The sequence below is a fragment of the Sulfurimonas sp. NWX367 genome (assembly GCF_039667065.1).
Taxonomy (GTDB): Bacteria; Campylobacterota; Campylobacteria; order Campylobacterales; family Sulfurimonadaceae; genus Sulfurimonas; species Sulfurimonas hydrogeniphila.
Genome location: NZ_JALCZM010000002.1, coordinates 594,579 through 618,650 on the forward strand (window position 1 = coordinate 594,579; position 24,072 = coordinate 618,650).

Sequence of the window (24,072 nt, forward strand, 5' to 3'; positions counted from 1 at the left end):
AAATTATTGTGGAATTATAAACTATAATAGCTTTTACCTTGTTAAGAAAAACAAAAACTTGTCATTATCAAAGGATAAATCAACCTGAACACCTTTTTTTCCTTTGGCAACTTCTAGCAGTCCTTCAACATTATGGTAGGTTCTAGGAAGGGTAATATCCACACTGATGTGTTCGTCTGCCAAAAGTGTTTTTACTTTTCCTCCGACAATGTTGACAAGTTCAGCCAGAGTATCAAGTATCATCTCTTTGTCGTCAGTACTCTCCCCAATAAGCAGTTCGCAGGCTTTTTTCGCAATGCCCAGCGGAAAAACAAGCATAACCATGCCGTCAATGTCTCCGTAAAAACCGATAGAGCTCGCTATTTTTCCATCTTTGTCAGTAATTTCAATTTTGTCTACTTTTGCCGCATCTTTTACTGCTTTTGAATTTGTCATCATCTCTATAGTGGCTACAGTCGCATCAATAAATCTTGGCAGTTCTGTTACCAGTACTTTGTTAAGTGCACGTTTGTTCTTTGTCGCAGCTGCACTGCTGGCACCAAGTTCGTCCAAAAGTTCTTTGTTTTGCAAAATATCATCCATCTGTTCAAAAAACATGATGCCGGCATCTTCAAGTGTCTCTTTGAAAGAAAGAGGTGTTTTGTCAAAAGACATGCCTACAAAACATATGGTGGCATTGTATTCGGCAGAAGATGATGCAAGCTTTGAGAAAAAATTAAGAGCATGAATGTTCATACTGACAACTTTGTAGGCATCAAAGATAAAAAGTCTAAAACCTACATGTAATGAATTGTTGTGATAGGCTATATTAAAAGTATTGCCTATTTCCGCATCCAAAAATGAAGAGACAGTGTATATGATGGCATTGCCTGTGACTCTTGTTGCAACTTTTTGTCCCATTTGCCCGAGATATGTGTCTTCTATGATGACATCATAGGCATTTTCTACTTTTGCTTTTTGTAAAAACTCTTCTTTTGTCTGTGCAACTATCGGGTTGTGGCCATTGTTGTGCAACTCTATTGCCAGAGCGGCTCTTTGTGACTTGTCTTCACTGTAAAGCAGTATATTTTTATTTTTTTCTTTGAACCCGTCTGCAAACAGAGAAGCGATTTGCTGAGTTTTAAAGAGTGAAAAACTTAAATCGCCATCATAAAATTTTTTAAAAGCATCATATTTCTTTTTGTCATAATCACAAAAACCGACGATTATATGGTTTTTGCTTCTGACTTTTTGAAACATTTTTACAAAAGTATCCAAACCGTTTCTGTTGAAGAAAATAACTTTTTTTAGTGAAACAAGAATCATCGAAGCATTGCTTTTGAGTGTGGCATCTATATCTTCTATGCTCAGAAAGGAACTTCCTGACGAACCGTCAAGGAATCCCTGAGGGTGAAATACGCCGATTCCTTCTCTAATTACCGCTCTCATGAAATCTCCATCAGTTTTGAAAAGTCATTATAGATGTCGCTGACAAAATCAATTTGAAAGTCAATAAAATCATTCAATCCGGCTTCAATAAAAACAGGTTTTGACAGGGTGTAAAAGAGTAGCAGATGCATCCATTTTCCAAGTTTGTTGTTTGTTTCATCCTGAGACGGTTTAATGCCGGAAGATGCCTGAATGATATCGGCAATATTTTTGGGCATTTCCCATTTTTGGGAAATTCTTTCGCATATATCAAACAGGTCCATATTGCAGAGTCTCTGCAATATGGTGTTGAGATCAATCTCATCTACACTTCTAAGAAGCTTTACATCTTCAATTTTTTCACAAAAGAGTGCTTCGGATACTATGATACTTGCAGGGAGCAGAGCAACAGCACTCTGAAGGTCTTTATCTTCTATCTGCAAATAAGCGGTAATTTTGTGCCAGTCAACAGAGAGTCCGGCCTGTAAATCATAAAAAGAAGATTTGTTCAGTTTGAAGAGTTTCCATTTTGCGGGAGAAAGCAAAGAGATCATATAGTTGTAAGCCGCCTGCTGTGATCTTGAGACACCAAGTATGCCAAAAATCTGAGAAACATTTGTGACTTCATTTTTAAACCCGTACAAAGGTTTGTTCACCAACTCTTTCAAATAGGCATTGAGTGCAGGGTCATTCTGTGCCACTTTTGCTGCTTGAACCAGATCACCCTGATCAAGCAAAGCGAGCGTCTGTTTTAAAATCTTTGGTGATGGCGGTATTTTTTCTATAAATGCGTCTATCTGTTGTAATGTAATCAAATTTTACTACTTTATGTTGGATATTATATATTCTAACGAGATTAAGATAAAATTCAAATAAAGTATAGAAAGTATATTCTCAAAAAAAACAAAACAGGCTTAAGTTGCAGTTTTGCTTTTGTTTGCTATAATTCGCAACTTTAAAATATCATTCAAGGATACTCAAATGGCAAGAAGATGTGCTATCAGCGGCAAAGGCCCGATGAGTGGGAACAATGTTTCTCATGCAAAAAACAGAACAAAGCGTCGTTTTTTATTAAACCTAAGAACAGTTCGTATTACATTAGAAGACGGTACAACGAAGAAGATTAAGATTTCTGCAAGAGAATTACGCACACTTAAGAAAAATTCGTAGACTATAGGAATCAGTTTTGAATCTTTTACCAAGGATTCGCAAGTTCCTAAATTGGGAGAGCCCTCCCAAACCTGATCCCAAGCTTCTTCCTGAAGTTTATTCCCACCTTAAAGCTTTTCGTCTCCCTTTAATTTTAACAGTATTTGTAATGTTAATAGGAACATCCGGATATGTTCTTATAGATAATTTTACAATAATGGATGCAATTTATCAAACGGCCATTACTTTTACTACTGTTGGGTTTGGTGAAATTGCTCCAATATCAAACGCAGGAAGAATTTTTACTATCAATTTAATTATTGCAGGGTTTGCAGTATTTTCAAGTGCTATAGGTATTTTGGTTTCAGAACTGAACAAGGGGCATATTGTTGCCATAATGAAGGAGAGAAGAATGCTGTACAAAATAGCAAGACTTAAAAAGCATTTTGTTGTGTGCTATCATAATGACTATACAATAGAAGTAACAAAACAGTTGCGAAAAAACCATATTCCTTTTATTGTGATTGATCCAAGAGCTGAAATCCACGAATGGGCAATAGAGCATAAATATCCGCATTTTTTGCAGGCACAGCCTCATGCTGAGCTTTCAATGCTCAAAGCACATCTTTCTTCTGCAAAAGGTTTGATTACTTTGTCGAGTTCTATTGCTGACAATATTGCGCTGATTGCTTCGGTGCGGCTTTTTGAAAAAGAACATTTTTTGCCTCGTCCCTATTATGTGATATCCTCAGCAGAGACAATGAGTGATGTGGAAAAGCTGAAAAAACTTGGAGCAGACACTGTCGTTTCTCCGACAAAACTCACAGCGCAGAGAGTCTCTGCAATGGCGGCACGTCCCGATATGGAAAATCTGCTTGAAGAATTTTTATATAAAAGTGACAATCCTTTGGATATGCAAGAGATCATAGTGCCGCGTTACAGTTGGGCAGTTCTCAAAAAATTGAAAGAGACACATATCCGGGAAATTGCAAACACATCAGTTGTGGGAATTACCAGAAAAGACGGAAAGCTTATTGGAATGCCAAAGGGAGATACCTTGGTGACAAGTGAATCGAAACTTCTAGTGATAGGCACACAGGAAGGGATTAAAATAACAAAAGATCTGATTTCAAAAAGAGTCAAACCTAAGGAGTTGAAGTTTGTATAAGTTGATAAAAGTTGATGGTGGGGTTTGTACGGCAGAAGGTTTTTATGCGGATGGTATCAGTGCAGGATTAAAACCGAACAAAGCAAAAGATATGGCTTTTGTTTACAGTGATACCTTGTGTGAAATAGCAACAGCATTTACAACAAACAAAATGACGGCAGCACCTATACGCCACTTTAAAGCAAAAGGTGAGTTTCAAACAAATTTTGTACTTATTAATTCTAAAAATGCCAATGCTATGACCGGAAAAGCAGGTATTGAAGATATAGAAGAAATTTTAGCCACCTTGCCGGAGGAAGTGCACAATCCTGTAATGAGCTCAACAGGTGTTATCGGTGTACGACTGCCAAAAGAGAAGATTATAGCCGGTGCCAGACTTTTTGATTTGAAAAAACGAGACGGCAGTTCGGCGGCGGCAGCGATTATGACAACCGATACTTTTTCAAAACAGATTGCCTACAGAGTTGAGCTTGAAGACGGCAGCAGTTTTCACATTGGTGCAATGGCAAAAGGCGCGGGTATGATTAATCCCGCTATGGCTACAATGCTCTGTTTTATCACAACTGATGCCAAAATTGACAAAGATGAAATGCAAAATATTTTAACTGAAAATGTAAAAACAACTTTTAATGCCGCAAGTGTTGACGGAGATACCTCGACCAATGACACAGTCATGTTGCTCAGCAATGCAAAAAGTAAAGTCTACCACAGGAGAGCATTCACAGAAGCTCTTTATAAAATTATGCGTTTTTTGGCCCGTGAAATGGTAAGAGACGGAGAGGGCGCGACAAAACTTGTTACCTATGAAGTGAGTGGGGCAAAAGATGATGCGGAGGCAGAGATTGTGGCCAAAGCGCTGACCAATTCTTTACTTGTCAAAACGGCACTCTACGGAGAAGACCCAAACTGGGGAAGAATCGCTTCAACAGTCGGTGCAAGCGGCGCTGATGCGGATGAAGAAAAACTGCGTATTGCCTTTGAAGATGTCTGTGTCTATGACAGGGGAACACTGTATTTCGATGCAGTGATGGAGCAAAAAGCCGGTGAGATAATGAAAAGAGAAGCATTTACCATTTATTGCGATTTGGGGATAGGAGACGGAAAGTTCACAGCTTTTGGCTGCGATCTCGGGTATGAATATGTCAAAATAAATGCAGATTACAGAACATAATCCTCTTTAAACGCCACATAGCGTGAGGCAGAGGCATAAAGTTCTTTTATCTCCTCCTCGCTCAATTCTCTGACAACTTTTGCAGGGCTTCCCATGATGAGTGAGCGTGGCGGAAAAACTTTGTTTTTTGTCACAAGCGAACCTGCTCCGACTATGCTCTCTTTGCCTATAACCGCACCGTCCAGTATAGTAGCGCTCATGCCGATAAGACAGGCTTTTTCTATGGTACATCCGTGCAGCATGACGCGATGTCCTATGGTCACATCATCTTCGATGATTGTCGGATTTCCGTCACTTTTGTCCTCTTTTTTGTAATGCGTTACATGTATCATACTCAAATCCTGAATATTGACACGATTGCCGATTTTTATATAATGCACATCACCGCGAACGACACAGCCAAACCAGATGGAACAGTCTTCTCCACAGGTAACATCTCCGATAACATCCGCTGAAGGCGCTATCCAGCTTCTGCTACCTACAGTCGGGGTTATATTTTTGTATACATGTAACATAAGGCGTGCTCCTTTAACTTTCTATGAAGAGACGGTTAACCAGTTGCTGCACATAGGTAGAGGTCTCTTTTTTGGTTGCTTTTGCAATGCGATTGACATAGTCTTCAAGAAGTTTGTGGTTGTTGATAACCTTTTGCCCCTCTTTTGGTTTGATTTTTATATAGGATCCGTCACTTTGCAGTTCATGTGCAAGGGCATTGTCGGAGCATTGCAGTTTGAGAATCTGTATAATTTTCTTTTTGGCATCTTCATCTTTGATGGCAGTTAAAAGCTCTATACGCCGCACAAGATTTCGGGGCATCCAGTCTGCACTTGAGATATAGACTTTTGATGCATCATTTTTAAAATAAAAAGTACGGGCATGCTCGAGGTATTTTCCCAAAATGGAAACAACTCTTATATTTTCGCTGACATCTTTGATACCGGGCTTCAAACAGCAGATACCACGTACAATAAGCTCAACTTTTACACCGGCTATAGAGGCTTTGTAGAGTGCTCTGATGACATCATCGTCAACAAGTGAGTTTACCTTTGCAATGATATGTCCGTTTTTTCCCTGTCTTGTTTCATTGTGAATGAGAGAAAGGACTTTAGGCTTGATTTGTGAAGGAGACATATATAACTCATTGAGTTTTCCTTTTTTGCTAAAGCCTGTCAAAAAGTGAAAAAAGCGTGTTAAGTCATTGGTAATGGTGTCCTTGCTCGTCATATAACTCATGTCAGTATATATTTTTGCAGTGGAAGGGTTATAGTTTCCTGTGCCTAAATGGGCATACTGCTTGAGTTTTCCGTTTTTTCTTCTTGTGATCAAAGCCGCTTTTGCATGGACTTTAAACCCTTGAATTCCGTAAATAACATGGGCTCCTGATTTTTCAAGCGCTTTTGCCCAAATGAGATTGTTCTCCTCGTCAAAGCGTGCTTTTAGCTCAACCATAACGGTAACCTGTTTTCCCGATTCACTGGCATCCATCAAAGATTTGACGATAGGCGACTTTGTCCCTGAACGGTAGAGTGTCATTTTTATAGAGACAACATCAGGGTCTTTTGCCGCATGTTGAATGAGATTTACCACAGGGTCAAAACTCTGATAAGGATGGTACATCAAGACATCCTGCTTTTCCAGGATAGAGAAAATATCTTCATTGTTTTCAAAAGGCGGCAGATTTTTTGGTTGAAATGCCGGTGCCAAAAGATGTGCAAAGTTTTTGTTCGATACTATCTGCCAAAGACTTGAGAGATTTAAAAAGGTATGGTATCTGTAGATGTCATCTTTGTATATATGTGCATGACGGTTAAAAAAGTTAATGATTTCATCATCAGCATTTGAACCGACCTCAAGCCGGACCATTTCTCCTTTACGGCGGAGTTTGAGCCCCTCTTCAAGAATCTCCATAAAGTCATCAGCTTCCTCTTCTTCTATGGCAATATCAGCATTTCTTGTCACGCGAAAAGGGGCATATTTGATAAGCTCATAGCCCGGAAAAAGTTCATCAACATGCTTTTCCACAACACTTTCTATCGGTACATAGGTTCCGTTTCCAAGCTCTACAAATCTGTTTAAAACACGGGGAACACGTATAATTCCAAAGCGTTCTATGTTTTCGTTGTCCATATCGCGAAGTTTTACGATAAGTCCGAAACTCAGGTTGTTAAGGTGTGGAAAAGGATGTGTGGCATCTATGGCAATGGGAATAATTACCGGATAGATGTTTTCATTGAAATACTGGTTGAGTTTATGTTTGTCCTGATTGTTCACTTCATCATATGTCTTTACACTGATACCATGAGGCTCAAGTTTTTTAAATATTTCACTTCTGCAGTGCTCGACAACCTGCTGTTCCTGATGCAGATAGTTTCTGATTTCACGAAGCTGCTGCAGAGGTGTCAGCCTGTCGGCCCCTGAAACGATAATACCCGCGGCAAAAAGCTTTTTAAGTCCTGCCACGCGAATCATATAGAACTCATCCAGATTTGTCCCGTAAATGGCAAGAAATTTGAGACGTTCAAGCAGCGGCAAAGACTCATCCTGTGCCTGTTTGAGGACTCTTGTGTTAAACTGTAACCATGAAAGCTCACGGTTTAAATAAAGATTGGGATTTTTAAGGTTTATCATAAAATTTTCACTTTCTTTGGTAAGTTTTTTCTTTATTATAGCAAAGAAATTATTACTATTTGATTACACCTGTGCCGCTCATGTTGGCTGCGTGGTAAATTGTCACACCGTTTTTTCGGGCATAGTACTCTAAAAGCAACTTCTGCAGCGTCGGCTCAATAGAAGGGGTAAACCATGCATTGTTGCTTATGGCAATCATATATTTTACATTGCCATTGTAGAGCTCTTTACATGTAGCCTCATAACAGACGGCATTTCTGAACCTGATACCTTTTATGACAAAGTCTGTCGGTTTTTTTGCCGTAACAAAATCACTTGATCCTTGAAAAAAAGTATCGTTGATGAATTTTTGTGCAAATTTTGGTAGAGGAATGTACTCGCCAAAGGGTACCAGAATGAGTTTTTTGGCAACCTTGTATCTGCCTTTGTCAAACATATAGGTGACATTGTAGTTGAGATTGTTTTCACGCATCAGTGCACCGGCAATGACAGTGATTTTTTCAGAAGCCTTACGAAGTTCCTGCATCAGTTTCGGCATTTCATTCATAAAAAGAGGGAAGACAGATTCGGGGAATATGACAACATCATAGCCTTCTGCCTGTGCCTGACGGATTTTTTCAAAAATCATGGCAACGGTAGGGTAGAGGCTGCTTCTCTCCCATTTGACACTTTGGGGGATTTCTGTTTGTACCAGCTTTATTTTCAGGGGCGCATCATGCTGCTTGGGATAGCCGTAGTTATAGGCAAAAACGAGAAGCAAAAGAGGCAAATATCTGTATTTTTTGTTTTTTATCAGTGAAGGCAGGGAGAGGGCGAGCAAAACAGCCGCCAACTGATATTTGTAAACACCTATATAACTGTTGACAAACAAGAGCTCAATTTTCATCCAGTTCCAGCCAAGCGGTTCAAAAAAGCTGAGCCCAAAAAGCAGTAGGGCCCGTATATAGGGCTTGTCTGTAAAGGCAAGCGGTGCAAAAAAGAGAAGATAAAGAATGCCGAAGCCGAGAGTAACAAAAGGCTCCATATAACCGACACCCTGGTATTTAAAACTAAAGCCGATCCAGTAAAACCAAAAGAGTCCTATAAAAAAACCGCTAAAAAGAACCGCTTTTTTAGGAATGCTAAGAAGCAGTGCTATTGCTCCAAGTCCAAAAAGGGTATTGAGAAATTTATTTTCAATGCCAAAATATTCCAAATAGATAAAAGCACTGAAAAGTGCAGCCGTGCCAATTGCGAGTAAAATATTTTTTGTTAAGGAATTCATTTTGAAATTGTACTGAATTTAAGAGCTTATTAGTATATTTTTTGTATAATCGCTGAAATTTTATAAATAGACTTTTAGTAAAAAGCCTAATGAAGGAAGCACAAGATATGGAAATTATCTCCCAACTACTACCGTTTGTATTTTTAATTGCAATTATGTATTTCGTAATTATTCGCCCACAGCAAAAAGAGGCCAAGGCCAAAAAAGAGATGATTGAATCTCTTAAAAAAGGTGACAAAGTCATCACTAACGGCGGTTTTATCGTTGTTGTTCATAAAGTTGAAGAGAACTTTTTGACAGTAAAACTCAATGATGATACACTCGTAAAAATTACAAAAGATTCCATTGCAAAGAAGTTCGAGGATGAAGCTTAATTATCGCATAGTCATCTTTGCTCTGGCAATAGTGTTTGGAATTGTATTTTCTCTTCCATCCCTTTTACAGACCCAAAGCGGCAAAAAAATAACCTTAGGCCTTGATTTACAGGGTGGACTGCATATGCTGCTCGGTGTGAAAACCGAGGAAGCGACTAAATCACGTATTAAATCAATAGCGGCAAGTATCAAACACTTTGCAGAACGTAATGATATTTTAATAGACGGATTGAGCTTTGACAGCAAAAGTGTAACTTTTGAAGTGCTTGATAGTGACGAGATTAAAAACTTTGATGATTTTTTATCAAAACTTGAAGGTGTGAAAGTTACACACAAAGGTTCTGTCATAACCTTGAGTCTGACGCCTAAAGAGATAGAAAAAACAAAACAGCAGGCAGTCTCGCAGGCAATTGAAACGATCAGAAACAGACTTGACCAGTTCGGACTCTCAGAGCCCGTTGTCGCACGTCAGGGAAAAGACAAGATACTTGTAGAGCTTGCGGGGATTAAAACACCGCAGGAAGAACAGCGTGCACGCGAGTTGATTTCTCGTGCGGCAAAACTTGAAATGATGGCAGTTGATGAAGCCAGAAATGCACGGGTTTACAATATGAGCGATGCAGATGCGGCGGCATACGGTGATGTGATTTTAGAAGATGTGAAAAATCCTAAAATCAAATATCTTGTGCATGAAATTCCTATTCTGGACGGCGGGATGCTTACCGGTGCAAATGTCGGTTTTGACCAAAACAACCGCCCGGTGATTAATTTTAAACTCAATGCAGAGGGTGCTGACATCTTCGGTGATTTTACCGGCAAAAACGTAGGCAAACGTCTGGCAGTCGTACTTGACGGAAAAGTCTACTCTGCACCGAATATTAATGAACGCATCGGCGGAGGCAGCGGACAGATTTCCGGAAACTATACAGTGCTTGAGGCAAAAGATTTGGCGATTGCGCTGCGTTCGGGTGCATTATTGGCGCCAATATATATGATGGAAAAACGTTCTGTCGGCCCAAGTCTGGGTGCTGACAGTATCAAAGCATCTATGATAGCGCTGATAGGCGGTTTTATTCTTGTTATTGTTTTTATGATGGTTTATTATCGTATGGCAGGGGTAATTGCAAATATTGCCCTGATTGCAAACCTGTTGATTCTTTTGGCGGTTATGAGTCTTTTTGGTGCGACGTTGACGCTGCCGGGTATGGCAGGTATTGTCCTGACGGTCGGTATGGCGGTGGATGCGAATGTCATTATTACCGAAAGAATCCGTGAACTCATTTATGAGGGAAAATCTATGCACAAGGCCATAGAAGAAGGCTACGCAAACGCAATGACGGCAATTTTGGATGCAAATATCACGACGCTGATTGCTTCTGTTGTGCTGTATGTATATGGAACAGGAGCGATTAAAGGGTTTGCCATTACTATGAGTATCGGTATTTTGGCATCTATGCTCACTGCAATTCTCGGAACACACGGAATTTATCAGATGCTTGAACCTAAAATGGGCAAAAGCAAAAATTACCGTTTCTGGTTTGGGATTAAAGGATAATTATGGAATTTTTTAAGTATAAACAGCCCATTGACTTTATGGGAAAATCAAAAATTGCGATGGCAGTTTCAATTATTCTTATCTTGGCTTCATATGCGATTTTGGCGACAAAAGGACTCAATTACGGGATCGACTTTGCCGGAGGAACGATTGTTCAGGTAAAGTATGACACAAAAGCCCCTATCAAAGCGATGCGGGAAAAACTGCAGGCAGACAAACTTTTTGACGGTGCTTCCATCAGTGAGTTCGGTTCTCCGGATGAAGTTGTCATTCGTATGAAAACATCGAGTGCGAGTGTAGCAAAAGACATCGGTGATGTTGCAAGAGCAGCACTGCAGGGTACAGGCAATTTTACGATTCGCCGTGTTGATATTGTAGGTCCAAAAGTAGGTTCAGAGTTAAAAGAGAAAGGGCTTATGGCACTTTTTCTCTCTATAGCCGCGATTCTTGTTTATGTGGCATTTCGATTTGAATGGCGATTTGCCGTGGCTTCTATAGCCGCGTTAGTGCATGATGTCTCGATTGCAATGGGTGCGGTGGCTCTCTTTCAGATTGATGTCAATCTTGATGTACTTGCTGCAATACTGACACTTTTGGGATATTCGCTCAACGATACAATTATTGTCTTTGACCGTATCCGCGAAGGGATTACAAAATCCAAAAAAGCGAATTTGACAGAGATTATCAATGAATCTATCACAAGAACGCTTGCCCGTACGACACTGACCTCTTTAACGACCTTTTTTGTGGTTTTTACACTGTTTATGTTTGGCGGAGAGATTATTCATGCCTTTGCATTTACGCTTTTGGTAGGTATAATCGTAGGAACATATTCGTCCATCTTTGTTGCTTCACCGTTGTTGATACTGTTTGGTTTTGATGTGAAAAACTATCATGCAAAACTGGCAGAAAAAGCAAAAAGAGAAGCAGAAAAAAACAGAATGCGCGAACAGTTTGAATCAGGAGTTATGTAATGGATTGGGGTAAAGTAGTATACGTATTTTTTTCATTAATGAGTCTTACATCGATCGCAGGGTTTTTATATGAAAATACGGCTATTTCATTGTTTATAGCCGCAAGTGTGAATCTGATTTCAACAATTTTAAAAATCGGTGTGCGTAATCTGCTTTCAGCCGAACTGTTGGCATCTTCTTTGGTGGCAGACCTGCACCTGATTCCGGCATTTGTCTTTTTGGTTATTGTGCAGAATGATTCCTGGGCAATTGCCCTGGCAATCGGTGCATTGATTGCCAATGTATTTTCAATGGGACTTGTCTACATTGAGAGCAGTAAAACACACGAAGAATATTAACAGGAAGAATAAAATTGGAATATAACGCAAAAACTATAGAAAAAAAATGGCAGGAATACTGGAATCAAAACGAAAGTTTTGAGCCGAGTGAAGATTTTACCAAAGAGAAAAAATACATTCTTTCAATGTTTCCTTTTCCAAGCGGACGTCTGCATATGGGACATGTAAGAAACTACTCTATCAGTGATGCTTTTGCGCGTTACCACAGACAGCAGGGCAAAAATGTTTTACACCCGATTGGCTTTGACAGCTTTGGTATGCCTGCGGAAAATGCTGCTATAAAAAACGGTTCACATCCTAAAAATTGGACCTATGACAACATTGACTATATGAAAAACGAATTTTATTCTCTGGGTTTCTCTTTCTCACGTAAACGTGAATTTGCAACAAGTGATGAGCTTTATACGAAGTTTGAACAGGGCTTTATCATAGATATGTATAACAAAGGTTTGCTGTACCGTGAAAAAGGGATGCTTAACTGGTGTCCGCATGATCAGACTGTTTTGGCAAACGAGCAGGTAGTGGATGGATGTTGCTGGCGATGTGACACACCGATTGTCAAAAAAGAGATGAATCAGTACTATTTTAAAATTACAGCTTATGCAGACGAACTTTTAAATGATTTGAAAAAACTTGAAGGTGGCTGGCCAAAACAGGTTCTGACGATGCAGGAAAACTGGATAGGCAAGTCAAACGGACTTGCTTTTGATTTACACTTTGATGAAGCAAGTCAAGCAAAACTTTCGCATATATTTGAGTGTTTTGATGTTTTTACAACAAGACCTGACACTATTTACGGTGTGAGTTATACGGCTTTGGCACCTGAACATGAAATTGTTTCGTATATGATTGAGAACAAACTGCTTGATGCGGATGTTGTCGCAAAAATTGAGACTATGAAAAATACCTCTTCAATCGAGCGGCAAAAAGAGAAATCGGGTGTTTCTCTTGGTTTACATGTAACGCATCCGCTCACAGGAGAAAAAATTCCTGTCTGGGTGGCAAATTTTGTGTTGATGGATTATGGAAGCGGAGCGGTTATGGCCGTACCTGCACATGATGAGAGAGATTATGATTTTGCTAAAAAGTATGACCTGCCTGTAAAACCGGTTATCAGGCCTTTTAAAACAGAACATGACTTTTCAAAATCTGCTTTTACGGAAGTCGGTGAGCTTATAAATTCCGGCGAATTTACAGGAATGAACTCTCAAGAGGCACAGGGAAAAATTATAGCTGTGTTTGAAAAAAAAGGTTTGGGCAAAAAGACGACAAACTATAAACTCAAAGACTGGGGTGTGAGTCGTCAAAGATACTGGGGTGCACCTATTCCTTTTATTCATTGTGAGGCGTGCGGTCTTGTTATGGAAAAAAAAGAGAATCTTCCTGTGGCTCTGCCGGATGATGTAGAGATTACAGGAGAGGGAAATCCTTTGGAAAAACACCCGACATGGAAACACTGTAAATGTCCGGAGTGTGGCAAAGATGCTGTTCGTGAAACAGATACGATGGATACTTTTGTAGAATCCTCCTGGTATTTCCTGCGTTTTTGTGCATCGCCTAAAAACTGGGAAAAAGAGGCATTTTCACCTGAGCAGATAAAATACTGGATGCACCAAAAAGGGCATGAAGGTGTTGATCATTACATCGGTGGGATAGAACATGCGATTTTACACCTTTTATATGCGCGTTTTTTTACAAAAGTGTTCCGTGATTTGGGTTATATTGATTTGGATGAACCTTTTGAGAAACTTTTAACCCAGGGAATGGTACTTAAAGACGGGGCCAAAATGAGCAAATCAAAGGGCAATACGGTTGACCCTGATGCCATCATTGAGAAATACGGTGCAGATACGGCACGTCTGTTTATACTTTTTGCCGCACCGCCGACACAGGAACTTGAATGGAATGACAGTGCTGTTGAAGGTGCCTATAAGTTTATAAAAAGATTTTTTGAGCGAAGTGCAAATGTCTTTACATGTAACGAGAAGCCTGAAATCAATCATGCAGACTTGAGTAAAGAAGAGAAATTTGCCCGTAAAAAAGTCTATGAAGCACTCAAACGTGCCGAAGATGTTTATAATGAAAGATACACATTTAATACAATGATTGCCGGTGTCATGGAGGCGATGAATGCGCTCAATGCACAAAAAAATGCAGATGTATGGACGGAAGGATACTGGATACTCAGCTCGATTATGGAACCTGTTATTCCTCATACCTGTCATGAAATCAGTGAGCAATATTTCAAACTGAACAACCTGGCTCCGCAAGAAACAGTAGAAGAAGTTTTTGTAGAAGAGAGCATCTCTTTGGGTGTTTCTCTCAACGGGAAAAAAAGAGGGGAAATTGAAGTTGCCGCTGATGCTGATAAAGAGACAATTATTGCAGCAGCAAAAGAAAATATTGCCAAGTGGCTTGAAGGCAAAGAGATTGTCAAAGAGATTTTTGTTCCTAAAAAGCTTGTCAATATTGTTGTAAAGGGCTAAGAATGAGAAAATATTCACATGCATTGAAGGTATTTGTTCTTTTGATTCTTCTTGTTTCAATGAATGCATGCGGATATAAGCCAAGTTCAAAGTATGCCAGAAGTGTCATTGGTTCAAAAATATACACACATGTTGTCATTTCAGCTTTGGATCCCCAAAATACTGTTTTAATAAAAGATGCGGTAGACAGCGCCATTGTGGAAATTTTTCATGCCTCTCTAACAGACAAATCCCATGCCGATACAACGTTGAATTTTTCTCTGACACCACCGAGTTATTCGCCAATTCAGTATAATGCAGAAGGGTATATTATTGCATATCGGGCAAAAATTGTTTTAAAGATTGCAAGAGAATCAAAAAATATTAAAAAAACGTATACGGCAAGAGGTACCTATGACTTTTCGGTTGTACCAAATGCTGTTATAACAGATCAGGAACGATTTGATGCGATAAAATTCAGTGCCATCAAGGCTATAGCATCTTTTGTTGCACAGGTCTCAGCAGAAGGATCACAACTATAAATCAGGAGAAGATTACATGACTATACAAACAATCATAAGTAAAGCTGTCAAAAGATTAAAACTCGAAGGAAAATTACTGACTCCTGACTTTTATGCAGAAGCATTTTGCAAAGAGGCGCAAAAAGCAAATATACAGGTTGAAGATTGTCAACATATTGACAAGTTCAATGCCATGCTCAACAAAGACTTACAAAAAGAGCTCAAAAAATACAATATAAAAACGATGCATGAGTTTGTGCGTTTGCTGATTTCAAAACTCAACAGAACCAACCCGACGCAGTGTTCAAACCTGCTTGAATCCCAAACATTACTGACAAAAAGGGTACTGCAGGTTATTACTGTACTGCACAACAAAGAAGCGGGTGAGCTTGCACAAAAAACTCTGGAACTTATAGAACATGGTGCCCAGCCTGAACAGTTGGACCAGTTTCGACAACGATGGGTCAATTTTTTAACTACTTATGATGATGCTTTTTTGCAAAAATTGAAAGAGTACGGTGATGTAGATACGCGGGATTTACAAAAAACTATTGAAAATTTACATTTGGAATGTGTTGGTGCACAAGAAAACCAAAGTGTGGATTTACAGAAAATATCAAAACTTTTGATAGCTTCTTTTGTTCCCTCCATTGCTTCAAGTGTGAATGATACGATTGCAGCTTTGAGTGAAAAAATCCAGAAAAATCCTGAACTGCTTGAACATGAAAGTGTTGAAAATGAAATCAGGTCAGCCATATCTTTGCGCATAGCACTTGACAAAAAAACTGTCAAAGAAATGGTAGAGTCTATTGACGGAGTTCTCGATAAACTTTCACTGCGTCTTATAGACATGATAGAGAGTTCTGACAACTCAAATGCCGAAATACAAAAAATAAAACTTGAGTTGGAATCTTATACGGAAGAATCAACTGTAAACTTTGCACTTGCACATAAAAAACTTTTTACAATTGCTGTTGCCTTAGAGAAAAATACACATCTTTTAAGTAAAGATTTGCAGGGACACAGTGAGGAAGTCAAAGCTTTGAGCAAAAAAGTCCGTACACTTGAAAAAGAGCTTGAAGAAGCAAAACAGGAATCAAAAGAAGATTTTTTAACGAAGTTGTATAACAAGCGCGCGCTTGATGAGTTTTTAACGATGAAAGAGGCAGAATACAAACGCTATGGACATAATTTTGTCATTGTTATGTTTGATATAGACTTTTTTAAAAAAGTAAATGATACCTATGGACATGAAGCCGGGGATGCGGTTTTGGCGGCATTTGCCAAAATACTCAAAAAAGAGAGTAGAACAGTAGATATAGTCGGGCGTTTTGGAGGCGAAGAATTTTTGGCACTTTTAAGTGAGACGGATTTGGAAGGTGGTGTGACTTTTGCCCAAAAGGTGAGAAAGCATGTCGAAAAGACTCGTTTTGTATATAAAGGCAAGCGTATTAAAGTGACTGTGAGTGCCGGTGTCGCGCAACGAAGTGATCATATTTCACTTGACGCGACGATAAATTCTGCCGATGAGTATCTGTATAAAGCCAAAAAAGAGGGAAGAAACAGAGCGGAGTATAAAAAATAAACGTGTTAGAGGAATTTCTTAGCAGCAAACCATTATATTATGACACCATAGACTACACCCGTATGCCCAGAGTATACGCAAAAATCAAAGCTTCATTAAAATTGCCAAAAATTATTCATCTTGTGGGAACAAACGGAAAAGGGACAACAGGACGTTTTTTGGCGTCAGCCTTGTACTCTTTGGGGTTTACTACGGGGCATTATACCTCTCCGCATATACTGACTTTCAATGAACGCATTTGGTTCAACGGAGAAAATGTCAGTGATATACTCTTAAACGAAGCACATCAAAAGCTTTTATCGCTGTTGGACCCCCAGGATGCAGATTCATTAAGCTACTTTGAATATACAACACTTTTGGCAGTTTTTTTGTATCAGGAGTGTGACTATATTGTTCTTGAGGCAGGGCTTGGCGGAGAGCATGATGCAACAGCGGTATTTGAAAATATTTTAACACTTGTGACACCGGTTGGTTTTGATCATGAAGCTTTTTTGGGTTCGGATATTTTGTCCATAGCCACGACAAAACTCAATGCTATGCAAAAAAAAGTAATTGTGTCCAAACAGCCACATAAAGAAGTGATGCAGATTGCCAAAAAAATCGCACAGGAAAAAAATATCCATGTCGCAGACTACAGTGAACTTTTAGATGCACAAGACAAAGCGAAGATTGAAAAAATTGCCAGGTATCACAGGTTGGCGTGCTATTTAAAAGAAAATTTAATGGTAAGTATCGCGGCATTAAAGAGTCTGGGCATTTCGTACGAAGCAGAAGATTTTAAGCATGCAAAATTATTTGGCAGACTTTCTCAATTAGAGACAAACATACTGATAGATGTAGGACACAATACGCTTGCGGCACGTTCAATTTATGAAAGTTTAAAAGAGAATAAATATATATTGGTTTATAATAGTTTTAAAGATAAAAATTACAGTGAAATACTTACTGTTTTACAGCCGATAATTGAACATGTGGAAATTATAGCTGTAGAAGATGAAAGAATAGAAGAATTGAGCAAACTCAAAAAGGCAATAGAGGATTTGCAGATGAAACACACAAGCTTTCAAGGGATAGATGCAAATAAAAATTATCTTGTTTTTGGCTCCTTCAGTGTTGTGGAAACATTTTTGAAGGTGCATGGTGGATAATCATTTTACGGTTACTATTCATGATGACAACGGTGTCAAGCAGTTTAATGTTCACAAGTTTATAAAAAAAGCTTTTTTGTACACCGGACTTTTTTTACTGAGTATTGTACTGATTGCCGCAGGAACTATTTTGTATTTAAATGCCAGTGTAGATAAACTGCAGAGTAAAAAAAATGAAGTGGCACAGGCATATAAAGAGATGCTGCGTCAAAATCAAGCCTTGCAAAAAGAGATGAAGAGTACAACACATTCCCTTTTGGCAAAAGAAAAAGAGCTTGATGAACTTTCAGATTCTTTGTCTCAGATTGAAACGCTCATAGGGCTCAAACCTCTTGCGACTGAATCTTTGGCCGAAAGAGTAAATATGACAATGCTCAGTTCATCGCACAGAGCAACACTGCTGGAACTTATACCAAGCGGATCCCCTGTAAAATACCATGGAATTACAAGCAAATTCGGCTACAGAATACACCCGACACTGCATAAAAAAGAGTTTCATCGTGGTTCTGACATGAAAGCGAAATTCAATACTCCTGTGTATGCAACGGCTGACGGTATTGTTGAATGGGCAGGGCTGCACAGGCGCAGCGGTTTTGGAAAACTTGTCATACTCGAACATGTGTATGGTTTTAAATCGTACTTTGGACATTTAAACAAAATTGTGGTAAAGTCAGGACAATTTGTAAAAAAAGGTGATTTAATTGCCTATACAGGCAATTCCGGGCTCAGTAACGGACCGCATTTGCATTATGAAATACGCTTTATTCACCGTGCATTAAATCCGTATTATTTTATAAAATGGACACAGCAAAATTATGATGAAATTTTTAAAAAGGAGAAAAAGATACCATGGCAATCTTTAATAATGGCAACATCGCGGATAAAAGTGATAAAACAGATGCAAACACAGCAATTGTCACAGCCGGAGCAAAAATCAAAGGCGAAATAGAACTTACATGCAATCTTTATATAGACGGAGAGTTAGAGGGGTTTATAAAGTCGTCCAAAGAGGTGAATGTGGGTAAAAACGGACATGTAAAAGGCGATATTACAACAAAGCGTCTCGTGGTTCAAGGCCTGGTTGAGGGGAGTATACATGCAGACCGTGTTGAAATAAAAGCGGCAGGACATGTAAATGGCGAAATTACCTCGCTTGAACTTGTCATAGAGGCCAAAGGTATTTTTCAGGGAAACTCAATAGTAAAAGAAACAGGAAAGTAATGTCACAGGCAATTTTATTTAATCATTTTAAAAACAATGCACAAAAAGATGCCCTTGAAGTTTTGGTATGTGAAGATGCAAAAGAAGCATATGAACTTGAAAATGTAGCAAAGTTTTTTGGACGGGATGTTGTTGTTTTTCCCGATTTCAGACCAGGTTACGGTGATGATTTGCGTTCTTACAAAGAAGAGTTGCACGAACTCTGTTTTGCTTTAAGAACATACCATTTTTGCGCGAAAAAACCGCTTGTAATATCTCCTTTAAAAACACTTCTCTTTCATTTGCCAAAAAAAGAGCTGCTCGGTGAGATGAGGCTTGAATTTGGCTCAGAGATTAATCTCAAAGAGTTTAAAGAGCAGATGCTTTACTGGGGATACACTTTTGTTGATATGGTACAGGTTGCAGGTGAAATTTCTCATCGTGGGGATATTATAGATATTTTTGTGCCTTCTTCCGAAAATCCGATAAGAATTTCCCTCTTTGACAATGAAATAGAACAAATAAAATCCTTTGCCCTTGAAACACAAAGAACCCTCGGCGATGATTTGGAAAGTGTAGAAATACGAAGTGCTTTTTATGCTCTGGATGAAGCATCCTACAATGCCTTGCATCAAAAAATACAAAAGAGTGAATTTGATGCACTCAACAAAGATGTAGCCTCTTTGGGCTTTTGGCATCTTGATGAATTGGCAGAGAATTTTTTAGCAGGCAAAAATGTCAAACTTGTCAGAAATTTAGACAATATACTCAAAGATGCCTACGGTATAAACAATCCGCAGCTTCCAAGAGATGCTTTTGATCTTGAATTGTTAGAAGAAAACGATGCCGTCAAAGAGTTGGTTGTTGTCAATGCCGCCCAGCTTTTAAAAGTACATCCAAACAAGAAAGTAACGCTCATTGCTGCAAATAATGCGACAATAAAACAGGCCGGTATTTATGATACAACAGGTTTAAGCATTGTAGAGGCTCCTTATATATTAAATATTATTACACCTGATGAGCTGGTTATATCACTGAACAAAGCCGATAAAAAACGCCGCAGAAGAAAAACCTCTATTCTTTTGGATGATTTAAAAGCAGGTGATTATGTAGTTCATGAAGATTATGGTGTTGGTATCTTTGAAAAAATTGAAAAAACCGAAATACTCGGCGGAGTCAAAGACTTTATCGTCATTAAATATGTCGGTGATGATAAAATACTGCTGCCTGTAGAAAACCTCGACTATATTGACCGTTACATCGCAGGAAGCGGTGCGACACCTGTACTGGACAGGCTGGGAAAAGGAAGCTTTGGCAAACTCAAGGCAAAGGTAAAAAAAAGGCTGCTTGAAATTGCAGGACAGATTGTTAACACGGCAGCAGCAAGAGCGCTTATAAAAGCACCAAAGATTTCTTTGGATAAAAAAGAGCTGGAGCAGTTTCAGGCACTTTCAGGCTTTGAATATACAGATGACCAGACTCAGGCTGTTGAGGAGATACTCTCACAAATGAGTTCAGGGCATATAATGGACCGACTTTTAAGCGGAGATGTCGGTTTTGGTAAAACAGAAATCGCACTCAACACTATTTATGCAGCCTACAAGTCAGGCTATCAGTCGGCATTTATTGTACCAACTACACTGCTTTCAGCACAGCACTGGCGTTCTTTGGATGAGCGGTTTAAAGATTTGGGTATCCGTTATGCAAAACTTGACAGATTTGTCACCACAAAAGAGAAAAATGCAGTTATTAAAGGGCTGGCAAGCGGTGAAATAGATTGTGTTGTCGGGACGCATACGCTTTTTGGACTGGAATTTAAGAAACTTGGCGTCGTTATTATAGATGAAGAACACAAGTTTGGCGTGAAGCAAAAAGAGAAAATCAAAGAGCTCTACCATAATGTGCATCTGCTCTCTATGAGTGCAACACCGATTCCGCGATCACTCAATCAGGCACTCAGTTCCATAAAAACAATGAGTCAGCTATTGACAGCGCCGAGTGAGCGCCAGGGTGTAAGGACTTTTGTAAAAGAGTATGATGAAAAGCTGATAAAAGAGGTTATTTTGAGAGAACTTCGTCGTGGCGGTCAGGTTTTTTATGTGCACAATTCAATTGACCATATGCCTATAAAACTGGGAGAACTGCAGGCCCTGTTACCTGACTTGAGAATGCTGATGCTGCATTCTAAAATATCGGCAGTGGAAACAGAAAAAGAGCTGCTGAAATTTGAAGCAGGCGAATATGATGTCATGATAGCCACCTCCATTATTGAGAGCGGTATTCATATGCCCCGTGTCAATACCATCATTGTAGACGGTGCAGACAGATTTGGTATAGCAGATTTGCATCAGCTTCGCGGGCGTGTAGGTCGTGGACACAATGAGGGTTTTGCCTATTTTATTGTACAAAACAAAGAAAATTTGACAGATGAAGCCAAAAAACGCCTTTTGGCATTAGAATCGAACTCCTTTTTAGGTTCGGGTTCTGTGCTGGCACATCATGATTTGGAAATTCGCGGCGGCGGGAATCTTGTAGGAGATGCACAAAGCGGACATATTAAAAATATCGGCTACTCTCTGTATCTTCGAATGCTTGAAGATGCTATAAAAGAGTTGAGCAATACAGCCGAGGGAGAGCGGGCAAAGGTAGATGTAAAACTGAGCATATCCGCTTTTATCAGTGATGAAATTGTACAAGAAGACAGGTTGCGTTTAGATATCTACAGAAGACTTGCCCAGTGTGAAAGTGCTGTGGAGATCTATGAAATAGAAGAAGAGGTAATTGACCGTTTTGGCGAATTGGACATTCCTACCAAACAGTTTTTTGAATTGATGGTTATTAAACTTTTGTCCCTGGAGAAAAAAATCAAAACGATTTCAAACTATGGACAAAATATCACATTTACCTATTTAAATGAGTCCAAGGAGACAATAAAATCAGATTCGAAAGATGATGATGACATTATTAAAGCAACACTGTACTATTTAAGAAACAGCAAACCAAAAGTGCTCTAGTTGGTCTATATTACTCTTTTTTTAAGCGCTTTCGGTGCTGCGACTTTATTGCCGGTAGTGAGTGAAGCTGTATTGGTTTATGATATTACAGCCGGTTACAATATTTATGCTCTGCTGGGTGTTGCTACACTCGGCAATACCCTTGGTTCCTGTTTGAACTACTTTTTGGGCAAAAAAGGGGTTGATTATCTGGCACGGAAAAAATATGTAAAAATGAGAGCGTATAAAAAAGCCGAATCAATGTTTGATCGTTACGGTGCCATCGTGCTGCTGCTCTCCTGGGCTCCGATCATCGGTGACCCTATTACTTTTGTAGCCGGTGCTCTGCATTATAACTTTAAAAGATTTTTTTTGCTTGTTCTGTTTGCAAAAGGTATTCGTTATATACTGTTGGCACTTTTTTTTATCTGATTTTTATCTCTTTGGAAAAAGCTTCAAAAATGCGGTAGGTACTCCAGTGATAGGGCATAAACTCCGGGTGCCACTGCAGACCCAGAATGAAGTCTTCATTGTCTGTTTCAATGGCCTGTATGAGGCCGTTTGTATCTTTTGCTGCAACTTTCAGCCCTTTTCCAAGTGTTCTCACTGTTTGATGATGCAGGGCATTGACTTTTAATTTTTCGGCTTTGAGAATTTTATGCAGATGGCTTTTTGGTTCTATTTTGATGGTGTTTTGAGGCAGCAGAGAATGCGGATGTCTAAAATCCAAATCCATTTCCGGTATATGCGGGTGAAGTGATCCGCCCATAAAGAGATTGATAAGCTGCATGCCTCTGCATATTCCCATAACGGGAATGTTTTGTGTGAGTGCGCGCTCAAGTAAAAAGAGTTCCATTGCATCACGCAGTGGTTCGGTTTTTTTTACACTGGGGTGCCTGGATGTATGAAAAGTATGCGGATCAATATCCACCCCTCCTGTAAGCAAAAGCCCATCCATTTGGGTGTTCTTATCCCAATTATCAGGATGCAAAAACCTTGCATTCACACCAAAAAGCGTGAGCAAAGCACGACTTGTCACCCAGGCACTGCGACTTCCTTTGCTTGAGCCTGTTATGATTATATTTGTTTTTTCAGCCATACATTTACCTGCTGCAACCACTTCTCTTTTTTCAAAAACGAAAAAGGGTCAGTGAGGTATTTGCTGTATTCGCCGGCAAGTTGTGCAAGCATCTCTTTGTCTTGAGCGAGTTTTTCAATGATGACCCAGCTGTTCCAGGCATCGTAGGTGTGCCACTCTTTTTTGTCAACCTTGGAGTTTGGAAGGCGATAATGATAGGCAGGACGTGGTGAAATTTTTTCTTCGGGAAGTGTCTTGAAAACCTGATTGGAATCTATCCAGGCAAGCAGAGGCAAGAGGTCCAGCGCGCGATTACGGGTAGGGTTATATTGCAGATAGTCACAGATAAACCGGTTCATATCCGGTTTGTAAGAGGCTTTGAGTACTTTTTGTATATACTCCTCTTCAAAAGGTTTGATATAGGGGCTGATTCTGCGTATAATATCAGGTTGCAGCCATAGCACAAGCGTCTCATAAAGAATGAAAAAGGCCCTGAGTGTATCAATAATTTCTGTTACTTCAAAAGAGAAGGCCTGCGGATTGATATGAAAGCCAAAGGCATAGAGAGGATTGGCATCAGTTCCAAGTGCTCCGTTTATTCGAAACGTCTCTTTTATCTTCTCTATAATTGCAATTTTATCCAAAGGAAGCGGCGGTGTTGTGATTTCATAAGGCACGATAGTTTGAGAAAGGGTGGCTATGAACTCTTCCAAAGCCAGTGCGATTTCTGTTTCGATAAACTGGTCAAGTCCTATATTCTGCAGCCATTTTTGCAGACCCTGTGAAATAAGAAACTGAAAATCAAGGATAAGATTAAAGTCGCCACAGCAGGTATCTCTGATTTTGTAATGATAAGGATTTATTTTTTCCATACTGCCGGATTCTAGAGTTTCAATAAGTAATTCTGCACTTTTTTGTAACTCTATGGCACTGTATTCAAGCTCAAAGCCGACTTTTCGAAGCTCATTTGAAGCGTTGATACGTACAGGTGGTTGCATAAAATGATTCATACTGCAATTATACTGTTTTTTAAAGAAAAACAGGGAAAAGATTT

22 protein-coding genes are annotated in these 24,072 nt (G+C 39.3%); 15 read left to right on the plus strand and 7 right to left on the minus strand.

Annotation, left to right across the window (positions count from 1 at the left end; translation table 11 throughout):
- Positions 1–33: 33 nt before the first annotated feature.
- Together MNY28_RS07745 and MNY28_RS07750 are read right to left on the minus strand one after the other, a co-directional pair.
- The gene (locus MNY28_RS07745) at positions 34–1,428 is read right to left on the minus strand and encodes a chemotaxis protein CheX (protein WP_346389435.1); all 1,395 of its coding nucleotides are present in this window, start codon (positions 1,426–1,428) and stop codon (positions 34–36) included.
- Positions 1,425–2,222 (minus strand): HDOD domain-containing protein, encoded by a 798-nt coding sequence (locus MNY28_RS07750; RefSeq protein WP_346389436.1) that lies wholly within the window; start codon positions 2,220–2,222, stop codon positions 1,425–1,427. The genes MNY28_RS07745 and MNY28_RS07750 overlap by 4 nt, the downstream gene beginning before the upstream one ends.
- A 166-nt stretch (positions 2,223–2,388) precedes the next feature.
- On the opposite strand from MNY28_RS07750, the gene rpmB reads away from it, so the two are divergent.
- Genes rpmB through argJ form a run of 3 tightly spaced genes read left to right on the plus strand, consistent with a single transcriptional unit; the run spans position 2,389 to position 4,895 of the window.
- Positions 2,389–2,577 carry a 50S ribosomal protein L28 gene (gene rpmB, locus MNY28_RS07755; protein ID WP_013326380.1) on the plus strand — a complete coding sequence of 63 codons (189 nt, stop codon included), beginning with the start codon at positions 2,389–2,391 and terminating at the stop codon, positions 2,575–2,577.
- A gap of 16 nt (positions 2,578–2,593) precedes the next feature.
- A complete protein-coding gene (locus MNY28_RS07760; protein WP_188109979.1) occupies positions 2,594–3,724 on the plus strand; it encodes a potassium channel protein in 1,131 nt (376 codons plus the stop codon).
- Complete coding sequence (gene argJ / locus MNY28_RS07765; RefSeq protein WP_346389437.1) at positions 3,717–4,895, plus strand: bifunctional glutamate N-acetyltransferase/amino-acid acetyltransferase ArgJ; 1,179 nt, start codon at positions 3,717–3,719, stop codon at positions 4,893–4,895. Before MNY28_RS07760 ends, argJ begins: the two co-directional genes overlap by 8 nt.
- Here argJ and MNY28_RS07770 read toward each other — a convergent pair.
- Genes MNY28_RS07770 through MNY28_RS07780 form a run of 3 tightly spaced genes read right to left on the minus strand, consistent with a single transcriptional unit; the run spans position 4,883 to position 8,787 of the window.
- Positions 4,883–5,410: a gamma carbonic anhydrase family protein gene (locus MNY28_RS07770; protein ID WP_346389438.1), complete on the minus strand. Its 528-nt coding sequence runs from the start codon at positions 5,408–5,410 to the stop codon at positions 4,883–4,885. The genes argJ and MNY28_RS07770 overlap by 13 nt on opposite strands.
- Before the next feature lie 13 nt (positions 5,411–5,423).
- Positions 5,424–7,559 (minus strand): RNA degradosome polyphosphate kinase, encoded by a 2,136-nt coding sequence (locus MNY28_RS07775; protein WP_346389575.1) that lies wholly within the window; start codon positions 7,557–7,559, stop codon positions 5,424–5,426.
- 19 nt (positions 7,560–7,578) lie between these two features.
- The gene (locus MNY28_RS07780; protein ID WP_346389439.1) at positions 7,579–8,787 is read right to left on the minus strand and encodes an apolipoprotein N-acyltransferase; all 1,209 of its coding nucleotides are present in this window, start codon (positions 8,785–8,787) and stop codon (positions 7,579–7,581) included.
- Positions 8,788–8,894: 107 nt separating this feature from the next.
- Between MNY28_RS07780 and yajC the strand changes: the two genes are divergently transcribed.
- The 12 genes from yajC (at position 8,895) to MNY28_RS07840 (ending at position 22,372) form a co-directional block, all read left to right on the plus strand.
- Complete coding sequence (yajC, locus tag MNY28_RS07785) at positions 8,895–9,161, plus strand: preprotein translocase subunit YajC (RefSeq protein ID WP_151900910.1); 267 nt, start codon at positions 8,895–8,897, stop codon at positions 9,159–9,161.
- Complete coding sequence (gene secD, locus MNY28_RS07790) at positions 9,151–10,716, plus strand: protein translocase subunit SecD (RefSeq protein WP_151900909.1); 1,566 nt, start codon at positions 9,151–9,153, stop codon at positions 10,714–10,716. The genes yajC and secD overlap by 11 nt, the downstream gene beginning before the upstream one ends.
- Before the next feature lie 2 nt (positions 10,717–10,718).
- Positions 10,719–11,690, plus strand: coding sequence for a protein translocase subunit SecF (gene secF, locus MNY28_RS07795; protein ID WP_151900908.1), 972 nt, complete (start codon positions 10,719–10,721; stop codon positions 11,688–11,690).
- On the plus strand, positions 11,690–12,028 hold the full coding sequence (locus MNY28_RS07800) for a DUF6394 family protein (RefSeq protein ID WP_151900907.1): 339 nt from the start codon (positions 11,690–11,692) through the stop codon (positions 12,026–12,028). Before secF ends, MNY28_RS07800 begins: the two co-directional genes overlap by 1 nt.
- Positions 12,029–12,042: 14 nt before the next feature.
- Positions 12,043–14,514, plus strand: coding sequence for a leucine--tRNA ligase (gene leuS / locus MNY28_RS07805; RefSeq protein WP_346389440.1), 2,472 nt, complete (start codon positions 12,043–12,045; stop codon positions 14,512–14,514).
- 2 nt (positions 14,515–14,516) lie between these two features.
- The gene (lptE, locus tag MNY28_RS07810) at positions 14,517–15,035 is read left to right on the plus strand and encodes an LPS assembly lipoprotein LptE (protein WP_188109978.1); all 519 of its coding nucleotides are present in this window, start codon (positions 14,517–14,519) and stop codon (positions 15,033–15,035) included.
- 16 nt (positions 15,036–15,051) lie between these two features.
- On the plus strand, positions 15,052–16,599 hold the full coding sequence (locus tag MNY28_RS07815; protein ID WP_346389441.1) for a diguanylate cyclase: 1,548 nt from the start codon (positions 15,052–15,054) through the stop codon (positions 16,597–16,599).
- A gap of 62 nt (positions 16,600–16,661) precedes the next feature.
- The gene (locus MNY28_RS07820; protein WP_346389442.1) at positions 16,662–17,747 is read left to right on the plus strand and encodes a bifunctional folylpolyglutamate synthase/dihydrofolate synthase; all 1,086 of its coding nucleotides are present in this window, start codon (positions 16,662–16,664) and stop codon (positions 17,745–17,747) included.
- The gene (locus MNY28_RS07825; RefSeq protein WP_230973255.1) at positions 17,737–18,696 is read left to right on the plus strand and encodes a peptidoglycan DD-metalloendopeptidase family protein; all 960 of its coding nucleotides are present in this window, start codon (positions 17,737–17,739) and stop codon (positions 18,694–18,696) included. The genes MNY28_RS07820 and MNY28_RS07825 overlap by 11 nt, the downstream gene beginning before the upstream one ends.
- Positions 18,597–18,968 (plus strand): polymer-forming cytoskeletal protein, encoded by a 372-nt coding sequence (locus MNY28_RS07830; RefSeq protein WP_346389443.1) that lies wholly within the window; start codon positions 18,597–18,599, stop codon positions 18,966–18,968. Before MNY28_RS07825 ends, MNY28_RS07830 begins: the two co-directional genes overlap by 100 nt.
- Positions 18,968–21,961: a DEAD/DEAH box helicase gene (locus tag MNY28_RS07835; protein ID WP_346389444.1), complete on the plus strand. Its 2,994-nt coding sequence runs from the start codon at positions 18,968–18,970 to the stop codon at positions 21,959–21,961. The genes MNY28_RS07830 and MNY28_RS07835 overlap by 1 nt, the downstream gene beginning before the upstream one ends.
- On the plus strand, positions 21,962–22,372 hold the full coding sequence (locus MNY28_RS07840; RefSeq protein ID WP_346389445.1) for a YqaA family protein: 411 nt from the start codon (positions 21,962–21,964) through the stop codon (positions 22,370–22,372).
- Here MNY28_RS07840 and MNY28_RS07845 read toward each other — a convergent pair.
- Together MNY28_RS07845 and MNY28_RS07850 are read right to left on the minus strand one after the other, a co-directional pair.
- Positions 22,365–23,039 (minus strand): gamma-glutamyl-gamma-aminobutyrate hydrolase family protein, encoded by a 675-nt coding sequence (locus MNY28_RS07845; protein ID WP_346389446.1) that lies wholly within the window; start codon positions 23,037–23,039, stop codon positions 22,365–22,367. The genes MNY28_RS07840 and MNY28_RS07845 overlap by 8 nt on opposite strands.
- Positions 23,018–24,028: an amidoligase family protein gene (locus MNY28_RS07850; RefSeq protein WP_346389447.1), complete on the minus strand. Its 1,011-nt coding sequence runs from the start codon at positions 24,026–24,028 to the stop codon at positions 23,018–23,020. The genes MNY28_RS07845 and MNY28_RS07850 overlap by 22 nt, the downstream gene beginning before the upstream one ends.
- Between the last annotated feature and the right edge of the window lie 44 nt (positions 24,029–24,072).

Excerpts from the sequence above, each read along its gene's own strand:
- MNY28_RS07745 (WP_346389435.1), bottom strand. The coding sequence starts at position 1,428 with ATGAGAGCGGTAATTAGAGAAGGAATCGGCGTATTTCACCCTCAGGGA.
- rpmB (WP_013326380.1), top strand. The coding sequence starts at position 2,389 with ATGGCAAGAAGATGTGCTATCAGCGGCAAAGGCCCGATGAGTGGGAAC.
- MNY28_RS07770 (WP_346389438.1), bottom strand. The coding sequence starts at position 5,410 with ATGTTACATGTATACAAAAATATAACCCCGACTGTAGGTAGCAGAAGC.
- MNY28_RS07780 (WP_346389439.1), bottom strand. The coding sequence starts at position 8,787 with ATGAATTCCTTAACAAAAAATATTTTACTCGCAATTGGCACGGCTGCA.
- yajC (WP_151900910.1), top strand. The coding sequence starts at position 8,895 with ATGGAAATTATCTCCCAACTACTACCGTTTGTATTTTTAATTGCAATT.
- secD (WP_151900909.1), top strand. The coding sequence starts at position 9,151 with ATGAAGCTTAATTATCGCATAGTCATCTTTGCTCTGGCAATAGTGTTT.
- secF (WP_151900908.1), top strand. The coding sequence starts at position 10,719 with ATGGAATTTTTTAAGTATAAACAGCCCATTGACTTTATGGGAAAATCA.
- MNY28_RS07800 (WP_151900907.1), top strand. The coding sequence starts at position 11,690 with ATGGATTGGGGTAAAGTAGTATACGTATTTTTTTCATTAATGAGTCTT.
- lptE (WP_188109978.1), top strand. The coding sequence starts at position 14,517 with ATGAGAAAATATTCACATGCATTGAAGGTATTTGTTCTTTTGATTCTT.
- MNY28_RS07815 (WP_346389441.1), top strand. The coding sequence starts at position 15,052 with ATGACTATACAAACAATCATAAGTAAAGCTGTCAAAAGATTAAAACTC.
- MNY28_RS07820 (WP_346389442.1), top strand. The coding sequence starts at position 16,662 with ATGCCCAGAGTATACGCAAAAATCAAAGCTTCATTAAAATTGCCAAAA.
- MNY28_RS07825 (WP_230973255.1), top strand. The coding sequence starts at position 17,737 with ATGGTGGATAATCATTTTACGGTTACTATTCATGATGACAACGGTGTC.
- MNY28_RS07830 (WP_346389443.1), top strand. The coding sequence starts at position 18,597 with ATGGCAATCTTTAATAATGGCAACATCGCGGATAAAAGTGATAAAACA.
- MNY28_RS07835 (WP_346389444.1), top strand. The coding sequence starts at position 18,968 with ATGTCACAGGCAATTTTATTTAATCATTTTAAAAACAATGCACAAAAA.
- MNY28_RS07845 (WP_346389446.1), bottom strand. The coding sequence starts at position 23,039 with ATGGCTGAAAAAACAAATATAATCATAACAGGCTCAAGCAAAGGAAGT.
- MNY28_RS07850 (WP_346389447.1), bottom strand. The coding sequence starts at position 24,028 with ATGAATCATTTTATGCAACCACCTGTACGTATCAACGCTTCAAATGAG.